18 protein-coding genes are annotated in these 19419 nt (G+C 71.2%); 10 read left to right on the forward strand and 8 right to left on the reverse strand.

All coding sequences use genetic code 11. The features are described 5' to 3' along the window. Positions 1–159: 159 nt before the first annotated feature. The 5 genes from CACI_RS16580 to CACI_RS16600 all read left to right on the forward strand — a co-directional run bounded on the left by CACI_RS16580 (position 160) and on the right by CACI_RS16600 (position 5063). Positions 160–1317, forward strand: coding sequence for an ABC transporter substrate-binding protein (locus CACI_RS16580; RefSeq protein WP_012787534.1), 1158 nt, complete (start codon positions 160–162; stop codon positions 1315–1317). A gap of 2 nt (positions 1318–1319) precedes the next feature. Continuing rightward, a complete protein-coding gene (locus tag CACI_RS16585; RefSeq protein ID WP_012787535.1) occupies positions 1320–2324 on the forward strand; it encodes an ABC transporter permease in 1005 nt (334 codons plus the stop codon). Next, on the forward strand, positions 2321–3226 hold the full coding sequence (locus CACI_RS16590; protein ID WP_012787536.1) for an ABC transporter permease: 906 nt from the start codon (positions 2321–2323) through the stop codon (positions 3224–3226). The genes CACI_RS16585 and CACI_RS16590 overlap by 4 nt, the downstream gene beginning before the upstream one ends. Beyond that, positions 3223–4326 (forward strand): ABC transporter ATP-binding protein, encoded by a 1104-nt coding sequence (locus CACI_RS16595; RefSeq protein WP_012787537.1) that lies wholly within the window; start codon positions 3223–3225, stop codon positions 4324–4326. Before CACI_RS16590 ends, CACI_RS16595 begins: the two co-directional genes overlap by 4 nt. 104 nt (positions 4327–4430) lie before the next feature. After that, positions 4431–5063, forward strand: a complete 633-nt coding sequence (locus CACI_RS16600) for a class I SAM-dependent methyltransferase (protein WP_012787538.1) — start codon at positions 4431–4433, stop codon at positions 5061–5063. On the opposite strand, the gene CACI_RS16605 is transcribed toward CACI_RS16600, so the two are convergent. The 3 genes from CACI_RS16605 to CACI_RS45640 all read right to left on the reverse strand — a co-directional run bounded on the left by CACI_RS16605 (position 4956) and on the right by CACI_RS45640 (position 7830). Next, the gene (locus tag CACI_RS16605; RefSeq protein WP_012787539.1) at positions 4956–5822 is read right to left on the reverse strand and encodes a phosphatase PAP2 family protein; all 867 of its coding nucleotides are present in this window, start codon (positions 5820–5822) and stop codon (positions 4956–4958) included. The genes CACI_RS16600 and CACI_RS16605 overlap by 108 nt on opposite strands. Then, on the reverse strand, positions 5819–6724 hold the full coding sequence (gene lgt, locus CACI_RS16610; protein WP_012787540.1) for a prolipoprotein diacylglyceryl transferase: 906 nt from the start codon (positions 6722–6724) through the stop codon (positions 5819–5821). The genes CACI_RS16605 and lgt overlap by 4 nt, the downstream gene beginning before the upstream one ends. Before the next feature lie 629 nt (positions 6725–7353). Then, entirely contained in the window at positions 7354–7830 is a 477-nt protein-coding gene (locus CACI_RS45640; RefSeq protein WP_012787541.1) for a MarR family winged helix-turn-helix transcriptional regulator, read from the reverse strand. A gap of 95 nt (positions 7831–7925) precedes the next feature. Here CACI_RS45640 and CACI_RS16620 point away from each other — a divergent pair, with 95 nt between their 5' ends. Continuing rightward, positions 7926–8618, forward strand: a complete 693-nt coding sequence (locus tag CACI_RS16620; protein ID WP_012787542.1) for an NAD(P)H-dependent oxidoreductase — start codon at positions 7926–7928, stop codon at positions 8616–8618. On the opposite strand, the gene CACI_RS16625 is transcribed toward CACI_RS16620, so the two are convergent. From CACI_RS16625 to CACI_RS16635, 3 genes are all read right to left on the reverse strand, one after another. Beyond that, positions 8551–8970 (reverse strand): pyridoxamine 5'-phosphate oxidase family protein, encoded by a 420-nt coding sequence (locus tag CACI_RS16625; protein ID WP_012787543.1) that lies wholly within the window; start codon positions 8968–8970, stop codon positions 8551–8553. The two genes, CACI_RS16620 and CACI_RS16625, sit on opposite strands and share 68 nt — an antisense overlap. A 122-nt stretch (positions 8971–9092) precedes the next feature. Further along, the gene (locus tag CACI_RS16630) at positions 9093–11474 is read right to left on the reverse strand and encodes a sensor domain-containing protein (protein ID WP_223297549.1); all 2382 of its coding nucleotides are present in this window, start codon (positions 11472–11474) and stop codon (positions 9093–9095) included. Between the two features lie 231 nt (positions 11475–11705). After that, entirely contained in the window at positions 11706–13223 is a 1518-nt protein-coding gene (locus CACI_RS16635; protein ID WP_012787545.1) for an FAD-dependent monooxygenase, read from the reverse strand. Positions 13224–13478: 255 nt separating this feature from the next. On the opposite strand from CACI_RS16635, the gene CACI_RS16640 reads away from it, so the two are divergent. Then, entirely contained in the window at positions 13479–13910 is a 432-nt protein-coding gene (locus tag CACI_RS16640) for a nucleoside deaminase (protein ID WP_012787546.1), read from the forward strand. A gap of 6 nt (positions 13911–13916) precedes the next feature. Here the strand turns inward: CACI_RS16640 and CACI_RS16645 are convergent, their stop codons facing one another. Both CACI_RS16645 and CACI_RS16650 read right to left on the reverse strand, forming a co-directional pair. Next, entirely contained in the window at positions 13917–15317 is a 1401-nt protein-coding gene (locus CACI_RS16645; protein WP_012787547.1) for an ABC transporter substrate-binding protein, read from the reverse strand. Then, positions 15308–15904 (reverse strand): hypothetical protein, encoded by a 597-nt coding sequence (locus tag CACI_RS16650; protein WP_012787548.1) that lies wholly within the window; start codon positions 15902–15904, stop codon positions 15308–15310. The genes CACI_RS16645 and CACI_RS16650 overlap by 10 nt, the downstream gene beginning before the upstream one ends. A gap of 97 nt (positions 15905–16001) precedes the next feature. Here CACI_RS16650 and CACI_RS16655 point away from each other — a divergent pair, with 97 nt between their 5' ends. The 3 genes from CACI_RS16655 to CACI_RS52415 are packed head-to-tail and all read left to right on the forward strand — an operon-like array spanning position 16002 to position 19413. Further along, entirely contained in the window at positions 16002–16685 is a 684-nt protein-coding gene (locus CACI_RS16655) for a hypothetical protein (protein ID WP_012787549.1), read from the forward strand. Then, positions 16685–18664 (forward strand): branched-chain amino acid ABC transporter permease, encoded by a 1980-nt coding sequence (locus CACI_RS16660; protein ID WP_012787550.1) that lies wholly within the window; start codon positions 16685–16687, stop codon positions 18662–18664. The genes CACI_RS16655 and CACI_RS16660 overlap by 1 nt, the downstream gene beginning before the upstream one ends. Then, positions 18661–19413 carry an ABC transporter ATP-binding protein gene (locus tag CACI_RS52415; protein WP_012787551.1) on the forward strand — a complete coding sequence of 251 codons (753 nt, stop codon included), beginning with the start codon at positions 18661–18663 and terminating at the stop codon, positions 19411–19413. Before CACI_RS16660 ends, CACI_RS52415 begins: the two co-directional genes overlap by 4 nt. The last annotated feature ends 6 nt before the right edge of the window (positions 19414–19419 follow it).

Consider the following 19419-nt stretch of genomic DNA (forward strand, 5'->3'; position numbering starts at 1 on the left):
GGATGTTCGCGATCTTAATAGTTGGCCAGACAACTAGGTGTTGGCCATACAACTTCGATGTGTTCATCTGACACAGCGTTTCCGTCCACCTGGTATCCGGATAGTCCTTGCCGCGGGTGATCGCGGCCGCCTTGAGGCCGCCCCGTCCGGGAGGAAACTGTGAATCGACGTCTGACGGGCATCGCCGCCACCGCGGTCGTCCTCGCCCTGAGCGCGACCGCCTGCTCGTCGAGCAAGAGCTCTGCCAGCGGCAGCAGCGCGGCGGCCGGGGGCGCCGGGAAGAGCGCCGCCAAGGCCACCACCGCCGCCGATCTGGGCGGCATGGACGCTCTCGTCGCCGCCGCGAAGAAGGAAGGCACGCTGAACGTCATAGCGCTGCCGAAGACCTGGGCCAACTACGGCGCCATCATGGACGCCTTCACCGCCAAGTACGGCATCAAGATCACCGACGCCAACCCGGACGGCTCCAGCCAGGACGAGCTGAACGCGATCAAGCAGCTGGCCGGCAAGAGCAGCGCCCCGGACGTCGTGGACGTCGGCCAGGCCGCCGCCACCTCCGGTGCCGCCGCCGGCCAGTTCGCGCCCTACCAGGTCGCCACCTGGTCGCAGATCGCCGACGCGCAGAAGGACTCCCAGGGTCTTTGGTACAACGACTACGGAGGCTACATCGCCATCGGCTATGACGCCGACAAGGTGAAGAACCCGCCGACCACCCTGAAGTCCCTGGACGACCCGCAGTACAAGTCGCAGGTCGCCCTCAACGGCGACCCGACGAAGGCCAACGCGGCGCTGTCCGGCGTCCTGGCCGCCTCGCTGGCCAGCGGCGGCAGCCTGGACAACGCCCAGCCCGGCATCGACTACTTCGCCAAGCTGAAGTCCGACGGCGTCTTCGTCCCGGTCGCCGCGACCCAGGCCACCATCCAGTCCGGCACCACGCCGATCACCATCGACTGGGACTACCTGCAGGCCTCCGCCGCCTCCGACCTGAAGGCCAAGGGCGTCACCTGGAAGGTCGTCGTGCCCTCCGACGGTCTGTTCGGCGGCTTCTACAGCCAGGCCATCAGCGCCACCGCGCCGCACCCGGCCGCCGCGCGCCTGTGGGAGGAGTTCCTGTACTCCGCCGACGGCCAGAACCTGTGGCTCAAGGGCATGGCCCGCCCGGCCGAGCTCCCGGCGCTGCAGAAGGACGGCACCGCCGACGCCACCGCGCTGGCCGCGCTGCCCGCCGTCACCGGTACCCCGCAGTTCGCCACCCAGGACCAGATGACCGCCGCGTCCAAGCTCGTGGTGGCCGGCTGGGCGAAGGCGACTGGCTGACGATGACCGCATCCGCCCCGGCGGACGTCCCGGCCGGCGTGGGGGAATCCACGCCGGCCGCTGCGGCGTCCCCGCTCCGATCCGCGGGCCCGCGCGGCTTGCGCGGCGCGCGCTTCCCGCGCGCTCTGCGCGGCCGTGCGGGAAGCCCGCGCCGCGCCCGCCGCAGCCGCCGCGCCGACCTGCTGGGCCTGGCGCCGTTCGCCGCGTACGTCGCGGTGTTCCTCGGCGCCCCCGCCTACACGGTGATCACCGCCGCGTTCAAGGACGACGCGGGCAACGCCACGCTGTCGAACGTCACCACCACGCTGAAGGACCCCTACCGGCACGCCTTCGAGGTCAGCATCGAGCTGTCGGTGCTCAGCGCCGTCCTCGGCGCGGTCCTGGGCCTGGCGCTGGCGATCGCGGTCTCCGGCGCGCGCCGTGACGGCTTCGTGCACCGCGCCGTCACCACCGCCTCCGGCGTGCTGGCCTACTTCGGCGGGCTGCCGCTGGCCTTCGTCTTCCTGGCCACGCTCGGTCCGCAGGGTCTGGTCACCAAGTGGCTGAACAGCGCCGGCTACAACCTGACCCAGCACGGATTCGTGTTGTGGAACATGGCCGGGCTGGTGCTCGTCTACCTCTACTTCCAGATCCCGTTGATGCTGCTGGTGATCTTCCCGGCGCTGGACGGTCTGCGACCGCAGTGGGAGGAGGCCGCGCGCAACCTCGGCGCCTCGCGCCGCCAGTACTGGCTCCGCGTCGGCGGTCCGCTGCTCGCGCCGCCGTTCCTCGGCGCGCTGCTCCTGTTGTTCGCCAACGCTTTCGCCGCCTACGCGACCGCGTACGCGCTGAGCACCGGCAGCGTCCCGCTCGTGCCGATCCAGATCGGCTCGGTGATGTCCGGCAACGTGATCGCCGGAAAGGAGAACATCGGCAACGCGCTGGGTCTGTGGATGATCGTGGTCGTCGGCCTGGTCGTCGTCGCCTACACGCTGCTCCAGCGCCGGACTGCGAGGTGGCTGCGGTGACTGCTCTCCTTTCCGATCCGGCGGGCATTCAGAGCCCTGCGACGGCCCGGCCAGCTCGCACGGCGCGCCGCCGCCGGCCGAAGGTCGGCCGCACGCTGCTCCTGCTGCTGTTCGCCGCCTACTTCTTCGTCCCGCTGTACGCCGCGGTCGACTTCACCCTCGGCGGCAGCCGCCGCAACATGGGCCACACGCTGTCAGTGTGGACCGGGCTGGTCCACCAGGACGGCTTCACCACCAACCTGATGACCTCGCTGAAGATCGCCGCCGGCACGGTCGCGCTGCTGCTGGTCCTGATGGTCCCGACGATGGCGTGGCTGCACCTGCGCCTGCCGCACATGCGCCGCTTCGTCGAGGGCGTCTGCCTGCTGCCGATGGCGATCCCGGCCGTGGTCATCGCCAACGGCATCCTCGGCGCGTTCAAGTCCTGGCCGCAGGCGATCACCGGCTCCTCCTGGATCCTGATCCTGGAGTACGTGATCCTCGCGCTGCCGTTCACCTACCGCTCGCTGGACGCCGGCCTGTCGGCGATCCCGCTGACCACCCTGGTGGAAGCCGCGCGCAGCCTCGGCGCGAGCTGGCCGACGACGCTGTGGCGGGTCGTGGTGCCCAACATCCGCACCTCCATCGCCTCGGCCGGCATCCTCGGCGCGGCGCTCGCCCTGGGCGAGTTCACCATCGCGAACCTGTTGCTGCTCAACACCTTCCCGATCTGGACCGACCAGGCCGGGCAGCAGGACGGCGAGGTGGCGACCACCGCCTCGATGCTGATCCTGTTCCTGTCCTGGCTGCTGCTGATGCTGGTGTCGCATCTGGGCCGCGGCCGCAGGGCGAGGAAGTCCGCGAAGTCCGACCCGAAGTCTGACAAGCCCGATAAGACCGACAACCTGGGGAGTGCCCAGTGACCGCCACCCTGACCGCCCCCTCTTCCGCGTCCGCCGCGTCCGCGCCGTCGGTCGAACTGGTCAAGCTCAGCCGCTCCTTCGGCGGCGTCGCAGCCCTCGACGGCCTGGACCTGACGGTCGATCCGGGGACCCTGATGTGTCTGCTGGGTCCCTCGGGCTGCGGCAAGACCACGGCGCTGCGCATCATCGCAGGGCTCGAACACGGCGACGGCGGCGAGGTCCGGGTCGGCGGGCAGGACATCGCCCGCGTCCCGGCGAACAAGCGGGACATGGGCATGGTGTTCCAGTCCTACAGCCTGTTCCCGAACCTGGACGCCCTCGACAACGTCGCCTTCGGGCTGCGCATGCGCGGCTGGGGCGCGGCCAAGCGCCGCACGCGGGCCGGGGAGCTGCTGGAGCTGGTGGGTCTGGCGGCGCACGCCGAGAAGTACACGCACCAGATGTCCGGCGGCCAGCAGCAGCGCGTGGCTTTGGCCCGGGCGCTGGCGATCGAGCCGCGGGTGCTGCTGCTGGACGAGCCGCTGTCCGCGCTGGACGCGGTGGTCCGGGTGCAGCTGCGCGAGGAGATCCGCTCGCTGCAGACCCGCCTGGGCATCACGACCGTGTTCGTCACGCACGACCAGGAGGAGGCGCTCAGCGTCGCCGACCAGGTCGCGGTGATGCGCGCCGGACGCCTGGAGCAGTGTGCGGCGCCGGCGGACGTCTACGCCGACCCGGCGACCGCGTTCGTCGCGGAGTTCATCGGCACGATGAACCGGCTGCCGGGGACCCTGGCCGCCGACGGTCAGACCGTCGAGGTGGCGGGCCGCCGCCTGGTGGTGCGGGAGGCCGGACAGCGATCAGGACAGCGATCAGGACAGCGATCAGGAGGGGAGGTCGCGGTCCTGATCCGCCCCGAGGCGGTGCGGTTCGAGCCGTCCGAGGACGGGGCGGCGACGGTACGCCTGGCGGGGTTCCGGGGTCCGATCACGCGGATCACGGCGGTCCTGCCGGACGGGACCGAGGTGCTGTCCGACGTGCCGAGCGCTTCGGCGGGGGAGCTGGTGCCTGGCCGGCGGGCTTCGGTGGTGCTGGAGGACGCGCCGGTGATGGTGGTCTGAGCGGCGGGTCTGAGTGGCTTGAGATGGTTGCGTGATCGCGTGGTCTCTCACGGGAATCACACAAACCACTTGCAACCTTCTCACGGTGCGTGCAGCGTGTAACCGTGGATCTGACCGGTGGAAACGTCGCGCGGTTCGACGCGTGGGCGCCGGTCTACGAGGCGAGCGCATTGCAGGATGTCTACTATGCGCGCGTGCATGACAGGGTTCTGGCAATGGCCTCGGCTGCCGGGGCTTCGCCTGCGCCGCGTCGGGTGCTGGACGTCGGCTGCGGCACCGGTCGGCTGTTACGTACGGCGGCGGACGCGTTCCCTGAGGCGCGGCTGGTCGGTGTGGACATCTCGGCAGGGATGCTGGCGCAGGCGGTGGCGATGACCGGGGCGGCGGAGCGCGACGCCTACGTGCGTGCCGACTCCGCCGCGCTGCCGTTCGCCGACGGGGCGTTCGACGTGGTGACGTGCACGGCCAACTCGCACCACTGGCCGGAGCCGACGGCGGCGCTGGGGGAGCTGCACCGGATCACCGCCTCGCGCGGGCTGCTGGTGCTGGCGCACCTGGAGGGGGTCGCGTCGTGGGACCCGCCGGGGAGGCGGCACATCCGGCGGCGCGGGGTGCGGATCTCGGCGCGATTAGCCGTCCCGCTGCTCGATTGCGGATTCCGCATCACTGACGCCGCGTTGTTCGCCGACTGTCCCCTGATGCCCGCCACCGTCGTGTTGGGCGCGCGGCGTCGGTAGGGACGTGCTCTCGGCGCCCCGACCCCGGCTCCCCAGGCGGGAGAGCAGGAGCTGGATCGCGAAGGCGGCGCTCAGCGCGATCGCGCCGCCGACGGCGTCGAGCACGAAGTGGTTGGCGGTGGCGATGATGACCGTGAAGGTGAACAGCGGGTAGAGCAGGCCCGCGACCCGGAGCCAGCGGCGGCCGGCGTAGCGGTAGAGCATGATGCCGCACCAGCCGGACCAGGCGATGTGGTCGCTGGGCATGGCGGCGTACTGGTTGGAGATGGAGTCCACGTTCGAGGAGCCCCACGAACCCCAGGTGTGGTGCGTGACCACGGTGCTGATGAAGCCGTGGTCGGTGAGGAAGCGCGGCGGGGCGAGGGCGAAGAAGTAGAAGCCGATCAGGCTCGACAGCGTCGCCAGGAACAAAACCGTGCGCGCCGGGCGGTAGATCTGCGGATGGCGTACGTAGAGCCAGACCAGGACGCCGATGGTGATGACGAAGTGCAGCGTCGCGTAGTAGTAGTTCATCCCGACGATCAGCGGCGTGATCTTGTCGAGCGCGTGGTTGACGCTCAGCTCGATGTCGATGTGCAGCCGGTGCTCGCTCCGCAGGACCGACTCGGCGCGCCGCATCGCGGTCGCCTGCTGGCCGGGGACGGCGTCGCGGGTCAGGGAGTACAGGACGTAGCCGACGACGATGAGCGCCAGCTCGGTCCACAGGCGCGGGCGGCCTTGCTTGCCGCGGGCGAAGACGCGGCGGAGGGCCGCGGTCATGTTTCGCCTTCGGGAGCTGAATCGCCTTCAGCAGTCTCAGCTTCAGCAGTCTCAGCTTCCGCAGTTTCCGCCTCCGCCGTTTGCATCGAATTCCCTGTCCCTGTCAGTGTCCTGCGATCGCGGCGGATCCAAAGATACGCCAAAGCACCGAGGAAGACGATCAGCGAGACCCAGTCGTTGAGCCGCAGGCCGAGGAACCGGTTGGCGTGGTCATCGCGCAGTGCCTCGACCACCGCGCGGCCGGCGGTATAGGCGGCGACGTAGATCGCGAACAGCCGCCCGCGGTTCGGATGCCACTTGCGGTCGATCCACACCAGCGCGAGCGCTACCGCGACGTCCCAGATCGACTCGTACAGGAAGGTCGGCTGGTAGAAGACCGCATTCGGAGTGTTCGGCGGCCGGTGCGAGGGATCGATGCGAATTGCCCACGGCAGCCCGGAGGGACGGCCGTACAACTCCTGATTGAAGTAGTTGCCCCAACGCCCGATCGCCTGCGCCAGCGCCAACGCCGGCGCCAACGCATCAGCGAAGTCAGCGAGGTCGATCCCCTTACGCCGACACCCGATCCACGCCCCCACCGCCCCCAGCGCGACCGCACCCCAGATACCGAGCCCGCCGTCCCAGATATAGAACGCCTTGACCGGATCCTCACCAGCCTTGAAGTACAACTCCGGATCAGTGATGACGTGATAGAGCCGCCCACCGACCAACCCGAACGGCACCGCCCAGATAGCGACATCGACGACATCCTCCCGCCGCCCACCCCGCGCCTCCCACCGCCGCCCGGTCCACACCACCGCGACCACGATCCCCAGCAGAATGCACATCGCGTACGCCCGCACCGGAACCGGACCCAGATGCCACACACCCTGCGACGGGCTCGGCACATAAGCCAACGTCATCGCAGCAACCACCCCTGCTAGCAACCACCCGCGCCGGCCAACCCGCCACGGTACATCCCGCCAGACTACCTCGGTGCCAAAGCTATTCGGTGACCGAACCATCGCCACCACCCATAACCGACCCCTCGACGCTACCCACCATCCACCTCACTGCGCGGCATTTGGTGCCCGTTTCGGGTCGGGGGCGGTAGATAACGGGCCCTACGAGACAGAGAACGAAGACCACCGAAAAGTGCCGCCGAGCAGTCAGCGATTCGAGCCAACGCAGATGGCTGCTAGCAGAACGAAACAGGCGCCCCAGCCGCCAACCGGCCACTTCCCCGCGCAGCTGACTCGCCTCATGGCCGGGGACCAGCCGGCGCGCCTTCCGAGCAGCCAGCCGACCACCGCCGCGAGCGGCCATGCACTGGTTCGCAGGTAGCCGAACTTGCCTCACTGCCGCGAATCAGCCGGCGCGCTTTCCGAGCAGCCAGCCGACCGACCGCCGCCGCCGCACGCAGTTGGCGCTTTCTCCGAGCAGCCCGCCGACAATCGCCGCGAGCGGTCATGCGCTCTGTCGCCGGTACCCGAACTCGTCGCTTGCCGTATGTCAGCCGGCAATCCCGCCAGCCTCGCGCTTCAGTAGCCGGTCACTCCCGGACCGGCGAGGTCGCTGTCGGGTCGAGTGCGCTGTTCATTGCTGTGAGGACGCGGATGGCGGTGCGCATTTCTTGCGGCGGGAGCTTCGGCAGGGACTCCGCCTTCTCGCGTTCGAAGGCTGCGTCGCCTTGGCGGACCAGGTGGGTGCCGGTTGGGGTGAGGGTGATGAGGTTTTCGCGGCGGTTGTGTTCGGCGGTGCGGACGGTCATCAGGCCGGCGGCTACCGCGGTGTCGATTTGGCGGCTGACGGTGCCCTTGGTCAGGCCTAGGCGGTCGGCGATGGCTTGTTGGTTCAGGGGGCCGGGGTGGGCGTCGACGACGGAGAGGACCAGGTATTGGGCCAGGGAGGTGCCGATTTCGCGCTGGAAGAGGGCTTCGCCGGTGCGGTCCAGGAGGGTGGCTACGCGGCGGATCAGGTACCAGAGGGTGGCCAGGTCGTCGGGGAAGGGGGGTGGGGCGTCGTCCATGGGGTTCAGGGTAGCGGACTGTTTGACAGGCGACAGTTTGGAGTGCAACTGTTGCAAGGGAAACAGTTGTTGATCGCGCCATCACGGGAGCAGCCATGCGAGTCCTGATAGTCCTCGACCATCCCTACACCCTTGCCTCGTCCGAGAACGTGCCGCACCGGCGTAGCTTCACCGCCGCTGTCGCCGCGGCGGCCATCCGGGGTGCCGAAGCGGCGGGGCACGACGTCGACCTCATCGACCTCGCCGCGGACGGCTTCTCGCCGGTGATGAGTGCCGCCGATCTGGTCGCGTGGCGTCAGGCGGGTGTCGTCGACCCGCAGGTAGCGGACTATCAGCGCCGCCTGATGGCGGCCGACCATCTGGTGTTCGCGTTCCCGGTGTGGTGGGAGGCGATGCCGGCGGCGACCAAGGGGTTCCTGGACCGCGTTCTCACCAAGGGAGTGGTCTTCGAGGAGATGGCCGGGGCGAGGGGCAATCCGTTCAGCAATCTGATGCCGCGGCTCGGGGGTGTCACGGTGCTGTCGATCATGACGACGCCGGACAAGGCCTACCGGTGGTGGTTCCGCGATCCGCTGACGAAGATCCTGTTCAAGGGGACGTTCGGCAAGATCGGCGTGAAGAATCTGACGTGGGTCAACTACGACAAGGTCGCCGACCGGACGCCCGAGCGGCGCCGGCAGATGCTGACCGACACCGAGGCGCGCTTCGCCGCGATGCCCGCTACTGCGCCGCCCCCGGCAGCGGCACCTTCACCGTCCCCAGCACCCGCCGCACCTCGATCTCGATGACCACCCGCAGCGGGTTCGGCCGCGGCTCCCCGTACCGCGCGGCGTACCGTCGCTCGGCGTCGGCGACCGCCTCCGGGTCCTGATTCACCCGCGCCACGCCCTCCAGCGTGGTCCAGCGGCCGCGGTCGGTCTGCGTCACCGCGACCGGCAGCGTGCCGGCCCGCAGGATCCGGCGCGCCTTGGTGCTGGTGCCGCTGGTGATGATGCGCGCCAACCCGGTCGACGGGTCGTACACGGCGCCGACCGGGACCAGGTGCGGCGTGCCGTCGGGGCGCACGGACGCCAGGCTGCAGATGTGACGTTCGGTCCAGAACGCCATGCCGTCGGAATCAGTGGGCACAGGGTCGGACATCGAGCCTCCATCGCTGGACCGCGGACGCGGCGGATCTGCCGTACCCGCCCGACCATCCTCGCAAATGATCCACTCGCCGCACGACCTGCCCCCGCACCTATACCCCGCACCCGCCCCCGCCCCTACACCCCGCAGCTACAAGAAAGCGCCCCGACCGCCGTAGCCCCGCTCCGCAGCAGCTCCCCGAACTCCTCGGCGCACAGCGGCATCGCGAACAGATGCCCCTGCGCGAAGTCGCACCCCAGCTCCCGCAGCCGCTCGCGCTGCTCCGGCGTCTCCACGCCCTCGGCCACGACTCGCATCCCCAGTGCGTGCGCCAGCGTGATCACCGCGACCACGATCGCGTCGTCGCCGCGGTTGCGGGTCAGGCCGCTGATGAAGACGCGGTCGATCTTCAGCGTATCGACCGGGTTGTCGCGCAGGTGTCCCAGCGAGGAGTAGCCGGTGCCGTAGTCGTCCAGCGCGATCTTCATACCGGCGGCGGAGAACGCCGCGAGCGCCGAACGCGCGGTCAGCGACGCCTCGTGGACCGCCGTCTCGGTGACCTCCAAGCAGATCCGCCCCGCTGGGACGCCGTGCCGCGCGATCGCCTTCGCCACCTGCGTGACCAGGTCGCCATCGTGCGACAGCTGACGGCTGGACAGGTTCACCGCCAGCAGCGGCAGCCGGGAACCGGCGCCCGCCGCGACCCCCGCGCCGACTCCCGCCGCGACCCCCGCCCCAACCTCCGCGCCGCCCTCGGCCTCACCCTCAGAGCCCGGCGGCAGCATCGCGTTCCACGCCGCCAGCTGCCGGCACGCCTCGTCCAGCACCCAGCGCCCGATCGGCACGATCAGCTGCGTCTCCTCGGCGACCTCCAGGAACGCCGCCGGCGTCAGCAGCCCGCGCTCGGGATGCCGCCAGCGGATCAGCGCCTCGGCGCCGGTCACCCGGCCGTCGTCGAGCGCCACGATCGGCTGGTAGACGAGCGTGAACTCGCCGCGCTCGACCGCCTGGCGCAGGTCCTGCTCCAGGTTCATGCGGTGCACGGCCCGCTCGTGCGTGGCCGGCTCGAAGAACCGGTAGCCGCCGGCGACCGCGCCGTCGGACTTGGCCTGGTACATCGCGGCGTCCGCGTCGCGCAGCAGCTCGTCCACGGTGGTGTCCGGGCCGTGCGCCAGCGCGATGCCGATGCTGGTGCGCACGTGCATCGGCTTGCCGGCGCAGTCGAAGGGCCGGATCAGGCAGTCGATGACGCGCTGCGCGATCGAGGCGGCCTCGGCGTGCCCGGCGACGTTCTCGCACAGCACCACGAACTCGTCCCCGCCGAACCGCGCCACCAGGTCGCCGCGGCGCACCGCCTTGCGCAGCCGGTCGGCGACCGCGGCCAGCAACTCGTCGCCGGCGGCGTGCCCGAGGCTGTCGTTGACCAGCTTGAAGCGGTCCAGGTCCAGGAAGAGCACGGCGAGCCGGTCGTCCGCGCCGCCGCTGTACTCGATCGCCTCGCTGATCCGGCTGACCAGCAGCGTGCGGTTCGCCAGCCCGGTCAGCGGGTCGCGCACCGCCTGCTCGGCCAGCGCCTCCTCGATCCGGCGCCGGTCGGTCAGGTCGCGGCTGACCGACAGCACGCTGGTGACCTCGCCGTCGGCGTCGAGCTCCGGCACGAAGCGGGTGTGCAGGAACCGGTACTGCCCGCCGACGGTGACGCTGAACTCCCGGTCGGTGTCCCGTCCGGTCTCCAGCACCTGCCGCAGCGACTCCTCCCACACCCCCAGGAAGTCCTCGGAGTAGCCGCGCTGGCGGCTGGTCCGGCCGAGCATCTCCACGCCGGTGATCTCCCGGGCCGCCGGGTTGGCGTAGGTGCAGCGCAGGTCCCGGTCGAACCGGGCCATCAGGTCCGGGCTGGTGTCCAGCAGCGTCTTGAGCTCGCGTCCGACCCGGTCCAGCTCGGCGGTGCGGGCCTTCAGCTCGCGCTCGGAGATCTTGCGCGCGGTGATGTCGCGGCTGATCCCGAAGGTGCCGATGATCCGGCCGTCGAAGTCGCGCAGCGGCTGCTTGCTGGCGCTGAGCGTCTCCTCCTCCGGGGTGCCCGGCCGCAGGTGGGGCTCCTCGAAGTCGGTGAGCGCACGGCCGGTGCTCATGATCGCCCGCTCCGTGGCGAAGGCCGCGGCGGCGTGCTCGGGGGTGAAGTAGTCGCGGACCGTCTTGCCGATCATCGACGCCGGATCGGTCCCGCTGAACTCGGCGGCGCTGTCGCTGACGCGCAGGAAACGGGACTCGCGGTCCTTGAAGAAGATCATGTCGGCGCACGCCGACAGCAGGTTGTGCAGGCAGATGCGGTCCAGCTCGGTCTCGTCGATCGGCCGGATCGGGCCTTCCGGACCGAACAGCGGGCCGCCCTCGGCGTTCGAGGCGGCTATTCGCTCCCCGGTGCCGTGATCGGCCACGGGAGCAGGAGCAGGCACGGCCTCGGCTTCGATACCCGGCACGCGGTCCGGCGCAGGATCCGGCGCGCGATCAGGCACGGTCCCGACCTCGGGACGAGGCACGCCCGGTTGGACGGGGAAGCCGTCGGGCCGCGACCGCCCCGGGGCGTCCGTTCCGGCCCCGCGTTCTGCCGCACTCGTCATCGATGCGCCTGCTCCCTGCGTCCAGGTAGTTCACGGTGTGAGCGGTGTTCGTCATCCGCTTGGCGGTTCCCCCGGAGTGTGATCTCCATGATATCCGAGCCGCCCTGCGCCGCCTGGGCACGGGAATCACCAGGTCCGGGCCTCGGCGACATGGCCGTCCGGCCTGATCAGCACCGATCCCCGGTGGTCCCACCCGTCACGGACGGCCCAATCCGGTCCGCGCACGCCGGTCGCGGTGAGAGCCGCGGTGCCCTCTTCTTCATTCCCCGAACGGTGGTCGCCGATCGTCAGCCGCACGAAGCGTCCCGGCCCGATCTCCCGCAGCAACTCGTAGAGCTGGACCGGAGGCGCGCCGTCCCGCTCCAGCAGCAGGTCCGGGACTCGGGCGCCGAGGCGCACGTCCTCGACGACGACACCGTCGGCGCCGTCGGCGGTCGTGGCCGGCGCTGTCGTCGTCGGATACCGAACCGCGATCCCCGACAACCGCCGCGCGTATTGCAGGTTGACCGCCGGATGCTCGGCCAGCAGCGCCTCGAACCGGGCCCGCAGCGCCGCGCCGTCGGCGCCGGTTGCCGAGACCAGGCCCATCTGCGCGTGCACGTCCTCCAGCACGCGTTCCCCGGCCGGACGCCGTTCGGCTTCGTAGCCGTCGAGAAGGGCGTCCGCCGCCTCGGCGCCGTGCCCGTCCCCGTCCCGCTCGGCGCGCACGGCCGCGATCAGCCGCCACGCCAGGTTGTGCGCGTCCTGGATGCCCAGGTTCATGCCCTGGCCGCCCATCGGGAAGTGCACGTGCGCGGCGTCCCCGGCCAGCAGTACTCGGCCGTCGCGGTAGCGGTCCGCCTGGAGTGCGGCGTTGCCGAGCGTCGAGACGCGCTCGACCTCGCCGAGCCCGTAATCCGTCCCGGAGATCCGCAGCAGCGAGTCGCGCACCATCTGCGCCGTCCACGGCTTCTTCAGCTCGGTCATCACCGCGTGGTCGATCGTCGAGATGACGAAGCGGCCGTCCGGCAGCGGGATCAGGAACAGGAGTCCCTGCTCGGTGCCCTGCATGTACTGCTCAGGCGGCGGCGGGTCGGCCAGTTCGGCCAGGGCCGCCGGGCTGACCATGGTGTCCGGGGTGCCGCTGAAGCCGATGCCGGCCGTCGTGCGGACCGTACTGTGCGCGCCGTCGCAGCCCACGACGAACCGTGCGCTGACCTCCTGCTCGGCGCCGTCGTGCAGGATCCGCGCCACCACACGGTCCGGCTCCTGCCGCACGTCCAGGACGCGCCGCCCGCGCAGCACCGCGCCGCCGCAGCGGTTGAGGTGCTCCTCCAGGATCTCCTCGGTCTGGGCCTGCGGCTGAAGCAGGATGAACGGAAAGGAGGTCGGCAGCACCGCGAAGTCCAGGCGCGAGGAGCCCATCGCGAAGTGCCACGTCGGCAGCCGCCGGCTCGCCGCCAGCATCGGCGCCGCCGCCCCGCGCGAATCGAAGATCTCCAGCGTCCGAGGATGCACCACGAAGCCGCGTGACCAGGCGGCGCGATTCTCCCGCGCCTCCACGACCAAGACCTGGACTCCGGCCGCGCACAACTCGGCGGCCACCCAGCAGCCGACGGGTCCGGCGCCGACGACCAGCACCTCGAAATCCGGTGGTGACGACATCCGTTCCTCCCGGTCGGGCGCGAGTGAGAACGATGATAGCGGCAGCGCAGCACCCTTTCGGCACCCAGGATGTTTCGAACTCGACGACGGCGCCGCCGGAGGGCGCTTCGCCGAATACCTGAAGCAGGGCAAGGCAACCGCCGGCACGCGATCGGGCACAATGTCCTTCCAACGGATCACCATCGCTCACCACCGCTCACCACCGCTCACCACCGCGCGGGCCGCCGCCGGCGCGTCGACCATAGGAGGCCGCCCATGCTCACCCCTGCCGATGAGACCCTGTTGCGCCGCGCGATCGACATCGCCGCCCACGCCGTCACCCTCGGGGACGCCCCGTACGGCTCGCTGCTGGCCGACGCGGACGGCACCATCCTGATCGAGGAGCACAACACGGTGCGCCGCGACGGCGACATCGCCGCGCATCCGGAGCTCAAGCTCGCGCGCTGGGCCGCCCGCGAGCTGAGCCCGGAGGCCGCCGCGACGACCACGATGTACACGAGCTGCCAGCCGTGCGGGATGTGCACCGGCGGGATCGTGCGCTCCGGGCTCGGGCGGGTCGTCTACGCGCTGGCCACCGACCAGCTCGTCGAGCTGAACCCGGGCTCGGAGTGGCCGGTGGTGCCGCAGGACGGTCCGGCGCTGTTCGACGCGGCGCGGGTGCCGATCGAGGCTTACTACAAGAAGTAGCCGCCGTCACGGCGTGTACGGCAGCTGCGGCACGTCGAAGCAGGTGGTGTCCATGTCAGCGACCTGCGTCACCCACCCGCCCCTGCCGCCCTGCGCCGAGTCCTGCCAGCGCGCCGCGTTCAGGCAGGCGCGGGTGGTCCCGGTCGGCGGGGGAGTCGGGATGAAGGACGCCGGCAGGATCAGGTTGTGCGCGTCGTAGGGCTGCGGGCGGTTCATGAAACCCTCGACGCAGGCGCGGGTCACGTTCGCGCCGCAGGAGTCGATGGCGTCGGTGAGCCACTGCGCCGCGGCCCAGCCCTCCAGGTCCCAGGCGGACAGCTGGGACGCCTGGTCCGGGAAGTACCGCGCCATCGCCGCGCGGAACTGCGCGACCGCCGGGTACTGGACGTCCTCGTAGTTCCGGCTGGAGGAGGTCGCCCACAGCACGTTGCGGCAGGCGGGGGAGGAGCGGTAGTCCTCGCGGACCGACTCGCCCCAGTTCTCGACGTTGGTGACCTTTGCCAGGACCCTGACACCGGCGGCGTCCATGGCGTTGCAGAGTGCTGCGTTGCCCCGGGTGTCCATGGCGTCGAACAACAGCTGGCTGCCGTCGGCCTTCATCGCCGCCGCGACCGCCTGGAAGCCCGGCAGCGCCAGGTCGACGGTCTGGGACAGGACGTGGTACCCCTCGGCGCGCAGACCGGCGGCGAGCTGGGAGGCGTAGCGCGTGGAGTCGGCCTGGTTGTAGGCGACGACCGCGGCGCGCGCCGAGCCCAGGCGCTGCTTGAAGAAGCGGAAGATCTCCGTGCTCTGATACAGGGTGCCGTTCCAGCCGACGGTGCGGCCGTCGCGCGGCGAGCTGCTGCCGCCGATCGCGTACAGGTGCGGGTACTGGTCGTAGACGGTGGTGATGGGCTGGCCGCCGATGTCGGGGACGGCCTTCTTGCTGACGTAGTCCGCCCCTGCGTAGTCCAGCGCCGCGGTCGCGGTCAGGGCGAAGACCTGGTCGTGGTCGATGAGCTGGTGGACGCAGTCCTGGTTGCCGATACCGCTGCCGCCGTCGTCGCACACGGAGACCGCGACGGTCCGGCCGTGGACGCCGCCGGCGGCGTTGAGCGCGCGGAAGAAGGCCTGCGCGCCGTAGCTGGGACCGCTGAAGGCGGCGGAGCCGACGGGGCTGGTCAGCGAGGCGAGGATGCCGACGCGGATCTGGGTCGGGGTGACGCCGACGTCGCTGGCGGGGTTCTGGTTCGCCGGCGCTGTCGCCGGCGGCTGCGTGCTGCCGGGCGCCGTCGGCCCGGGGCGGGGGGCGAAGGCGCTGGCGGGCAGGCGAGTGCCGCAGGCGGTGGCCGCCGCCGCGAGCGCCGCCAGCGCCAGGGGCGCGATCAGGAGCGGGACGACGCGCCGGCGGCGCCTGCTCAGCTGCATCCGGGGAGCTTGGTGTTGCCGGTGAGCGCGACCAGTCCGCACAAGGTGGTGTCGGCGACCTTCCACGTCCCGTCCTGCAGGACCGCCTTGCCGGTGGCGTTCGGCTCCACGACCGTGCCCTGCAGCGACAGGGAGTAGGTCACGGTCGCGGTGGTCGGGGAGGTGAAGGAGACGCTGGAGACGGTCGAGGACACCTGGCCGACGCGCGGGTCGGCGGCGAAGGCTTGGAGCAGCGGCGCGAGGACGGCGCCGTTCTGCAGGTACTTCTCCTTGTCGGCGACGGCGGTCTTCGGGTCGAAGAACAACTGCCAGTTCTGCTTGATCTGGGCCTCGGCGGCTGCCGGGTCGGCCGGGGCGGAGGCGCCCGACGTCGCGGGGGAGCTCGACTCCGAACTCGACGGGGACGTCGATGGCGAAGCGGTCGTGGAGGGCGCGGTCGTCGCCGTAGTCGCCGTAGTCGTGTTCGAAGTCGCCGAGGACGGCTTGCTGCTGCCCCCGCCGCACGCCGAGACCGCCATCAACGCCGCGACCGCGACACCGGCGGCGAGCGTACGTCCGAATGAGGGCCCGCTGCGCTGCATCGCCATGGCTTTCTCTCCGCCTCTCCTGCAATCGAAGGACTCCCGTCCACCCTCAGCATGTCCTCTTATGTATAAACCGCAACATAAGCGGTAGAAACCCGCCATGGCCCGGTTGCCACACCCCCCGCCGACCCCCGCGCTCACCCGCGCGGTCCGCGAATGGTCCGGCTGGCTCGCGGTCGCAGCCGGCGCAGTCCTGTGCGTCCTGGGCTGGTACGGCATCTCCGGCGAGAACACCATCGAACAGCAGCTCCCCTACCTCGCCTCCGCGACCATCCCCGGCGCCGCCCTGATCGTCGCCGGCGCAGCCCTCATCGCCTCCCGCCCCGAGCCCACCAACGCCCGCATCGAGACGCTGTACACACTCCTGGTCGCAGACGCCGACACCCCCGCAGCACCGCCCCCGCCGCCGGAGAACTCGCACGAGCTACTCGCAGTCCCCGGCGGCACGCTCTATCACCGACGCGACTGCCCACTGATCGCAGGCAAGCCCACCGCAGAGGTCATCGACGAGGCGACAGTGTTCGAACGCTCGCTCACGCCCTGCCCGGTGTGCGAGCCGCCGACGCTGCCGCCTGCGGGTCCGGGACCCACTGGCAGCGCCCCCACTCAGCCTGCTGATCCCGCCGCTTCTGGACCGACCGAGCCCGGCATCGACCCCCGCGGCACCACCCCCGACCAGCCTGCTGCTGATCCCGCCGCTTCCGACCCGACCAGCAGCGGCGGCGGCGCTCCTCCCGCTGGCACCGACCCCGACCAACACCCCACCACCCCGGCAGCCTCCTGATGCCCCTCCTCGCTGAGCCGGCGTCCCTCAGCCTCACCATCGACCTCGCTATCGCGGGGCTCGCCGTCGGTAGTGCGGCTGCGTTGAGCGGCATCGGGCTTGTCGTCACCTATCGGGCGACCGGGGTGCTCAACCTTGCGCAGGGGGCGCAGGCCATGGTCATCGCCTATCTGTTGCGCGAGCTGGTTGTGGTCTGGCATTGGCCGGTCGGGTTGGCCGCTGTGCTGTGCCTGCTGGTCATCGCGCCGCTGATGGGCGTCGTGCTTGAGCTCGGGGTTTTCCGTCCGTTGCAGCGGCGGGGTGCCGGGCCCGCCGAGACCATGGTCGCGACCATCGGGGTCTTCATCCTGCTGACCGGCGCGGTCGTCCTCATCTGGGGCATTGGTCCCTATGCCGATGCGCCCTCCCTCGTTCCGAGCACGCCCTTCACCCTGCCCGGCGGCCATGCCATGCGCCTGGACACCGCGGTGCAGCTCGGCGTCGTTCTCGTGCTCAGCGTGCTGGTCGCGCTCGTCACCCGCTACACGCCCTTCGGGCTGCGGCTGCGGACGGTCGTGGATGATCGGCGGCTGGCCGAGTTGTCGGGGGTGAACGCCGGGCGGGTCTCGGCGGTCGGGTGGGCGTTCGGTTCGTTCGTCGCCGGGTTGGTCGGGGTGCTGCTGGCGCCGAATCTGCTGCTCGACCCGTATGGCTTGTCGCTGCTGGTCATGGAGACCATCGCGGTGGCGGTCGCCGGGCGGCTGCGCAGCGTCGGGGTGGCGGTCGCGGTCGGGCTGGGGTTGGGGATCGCCGGCAGCGAGCTGACACGGCTGCGGCCCGGCGGGCAGATTCTGCCGCTGGTGCAGGCGGTGCAGTCGAACCTGTTCGTGATCGCGCTGCTGGTCGTGGTTCTGCTGCAGGGCCGGCTCGGCTCCGGGGCGCAGGCACCCCCGGCGCGCGCCGCCGCTGTTGGACGGGGAGCGCCGGAGCGTGCCGTCGTCGCGGCGATCGCGTGCACGGTCCTGCTCCTCATGCCGCTCGGCTTCCGCGGCGGCGATCTGCGCAACGCGCTGCAGGTCCCGGCGTTGGCGCTGGTGCTGCTCTCGGTCGTGGTGGTGACCGGCTACGGCGGGCAGATCTCGCTCGGGCAGGCCGGGTACGCCGGGATGGGAGCCCTGGGCACCGCGCTGTTCATGTCCGGCAAGGTCCCCGGCGTCACGGCGATGCCCGCGATCCCGGCGCTGCTGTGCGCGGTCCTGGTCACCATCCCGCTCGGGCTGCTCACCGGCTGGCCCGCGATCCGCCGCCGCGGCCTGGCGCTGGCGCTGGTGACGTTCGCCGTCGGCACCGCCATGAGCCGCTTCGTGTTCGACCAGCCCTACGCCACCACCGACCTGCACCTGGACCGCCCCGGCTTCCTCGCCGACGACCGCGCCTTCTACACCGCCGAACTGGCGCTGCTCGCCCTCGGCGTGGTGATCGTCCGCAACCTGCACCGCGGACGCCTCGGCAGAGCCCTGACCGCCCTGCGCGACCACGAAGCCGGGGCGTCGGCGGCCGGACTGAACGTGCCCTGGCTGAAGGTCTTCGCCTTCCTGACCGGCGCCGGGCTCGCCGCGCTCGGCGGCGGCCTGATGGGCTTGGGCGACCGTGCGTTCGACGCCGCGACCTACGACCCCTTACAAGGCCTGCTGTGGTTCGCGACGGTGGTCGTCGCCGGAGCGGACAGCGCGCTCGGCGCCGTGCTGGCCGCCGCGCTGCTGGTCGGGCTGGACGCCGGCACGGCGCAGGGCGTCTCGACGGTCGTCGTCGGTGCGCTGGCGCTGGCAATCGGCCGGATGCCCGGCGGGCTCGCGGGCTGGGTGTCGCGGCTCGGCGCCAGCGTCGGCGCTGACGCCAGCGCGACTCTGCTGGAATCCCCAGCGCAGCTCAGCCCGCTCGGCGAGCGAGTTCGAGCACGTATCGCCCGCCGCGAAGCCGCCGGTCAGGCAAGACCATGAAAGCGGCCCGCCTGACCGCGCGCGGCGTCGTCCGGCGCTTCGGCGGCGTCGTGGCGGTGGACGGCGTGGACCTGTCCGTCCCGCCCGGCCGCATCACCGCCCTCGTCGGACCCAACGGCGCCGGCAAGAGCACGCTGTTCGACTGCCTGTCCGGCACGCTGCGCCCCGACGCCGGCCGCGTCCTGCTCGGCGGACGCGACATCGCCAGCCTCCCCGACTACGGCCGCGCCCGGCTCGGCCTGGCCCGCACCTTCCAGCAGCTCTCGATCTTCCCCGGGCTGACCGTCGCCGAGAACGTCCGCATCGGCGCCGAGGGACGCCCCGGCGGAACCTTGCGCGGCCTCGCCGGGCTGCCCGATCCGGGAAGAGCGGCCGCAGCGGCAGCTACCGACCGCGCGCTGCGGCTCACGGGTCTGACCGCCCTCCGGGACCACCCCGTCTCCGACCTCCCCACCGGCACGCTGCGTATGGTCGAGCTGGCTCGCGCGCTCGCCAGCGCCCCCCGCGTGCTCCTGCTCGACGAGCCTGCCGCCGGACTCGACGCGGCGGAGGCGGCGCGGCTCGCGGCGATGCTGCGCGCGCTCGCCGCCGAGGGCATGGCGCTGCTGCTGGTCGAGCACGACGTCGACCTGGTCGCGGAGCTAGCCGACACCGTCTGCGTCATGGCCGCCGGGCGCGTGGTCGCGCGCGGTCCGGCCGCCTCAGTGCTCGCCGATCCGGAGGTCGGCGCGCTGTGGGGGAAGGCGTGAGCCGCG

Source organism: Catenulispora acidiphila DSM 44928 (assembly GCF_000024025.1).
GTDB lineage: Bacteria > Actinomycetota > Actinomycetes > Streptomycetales > Catenulisporaceae > Catenulispora > Catenulispora acidiphila.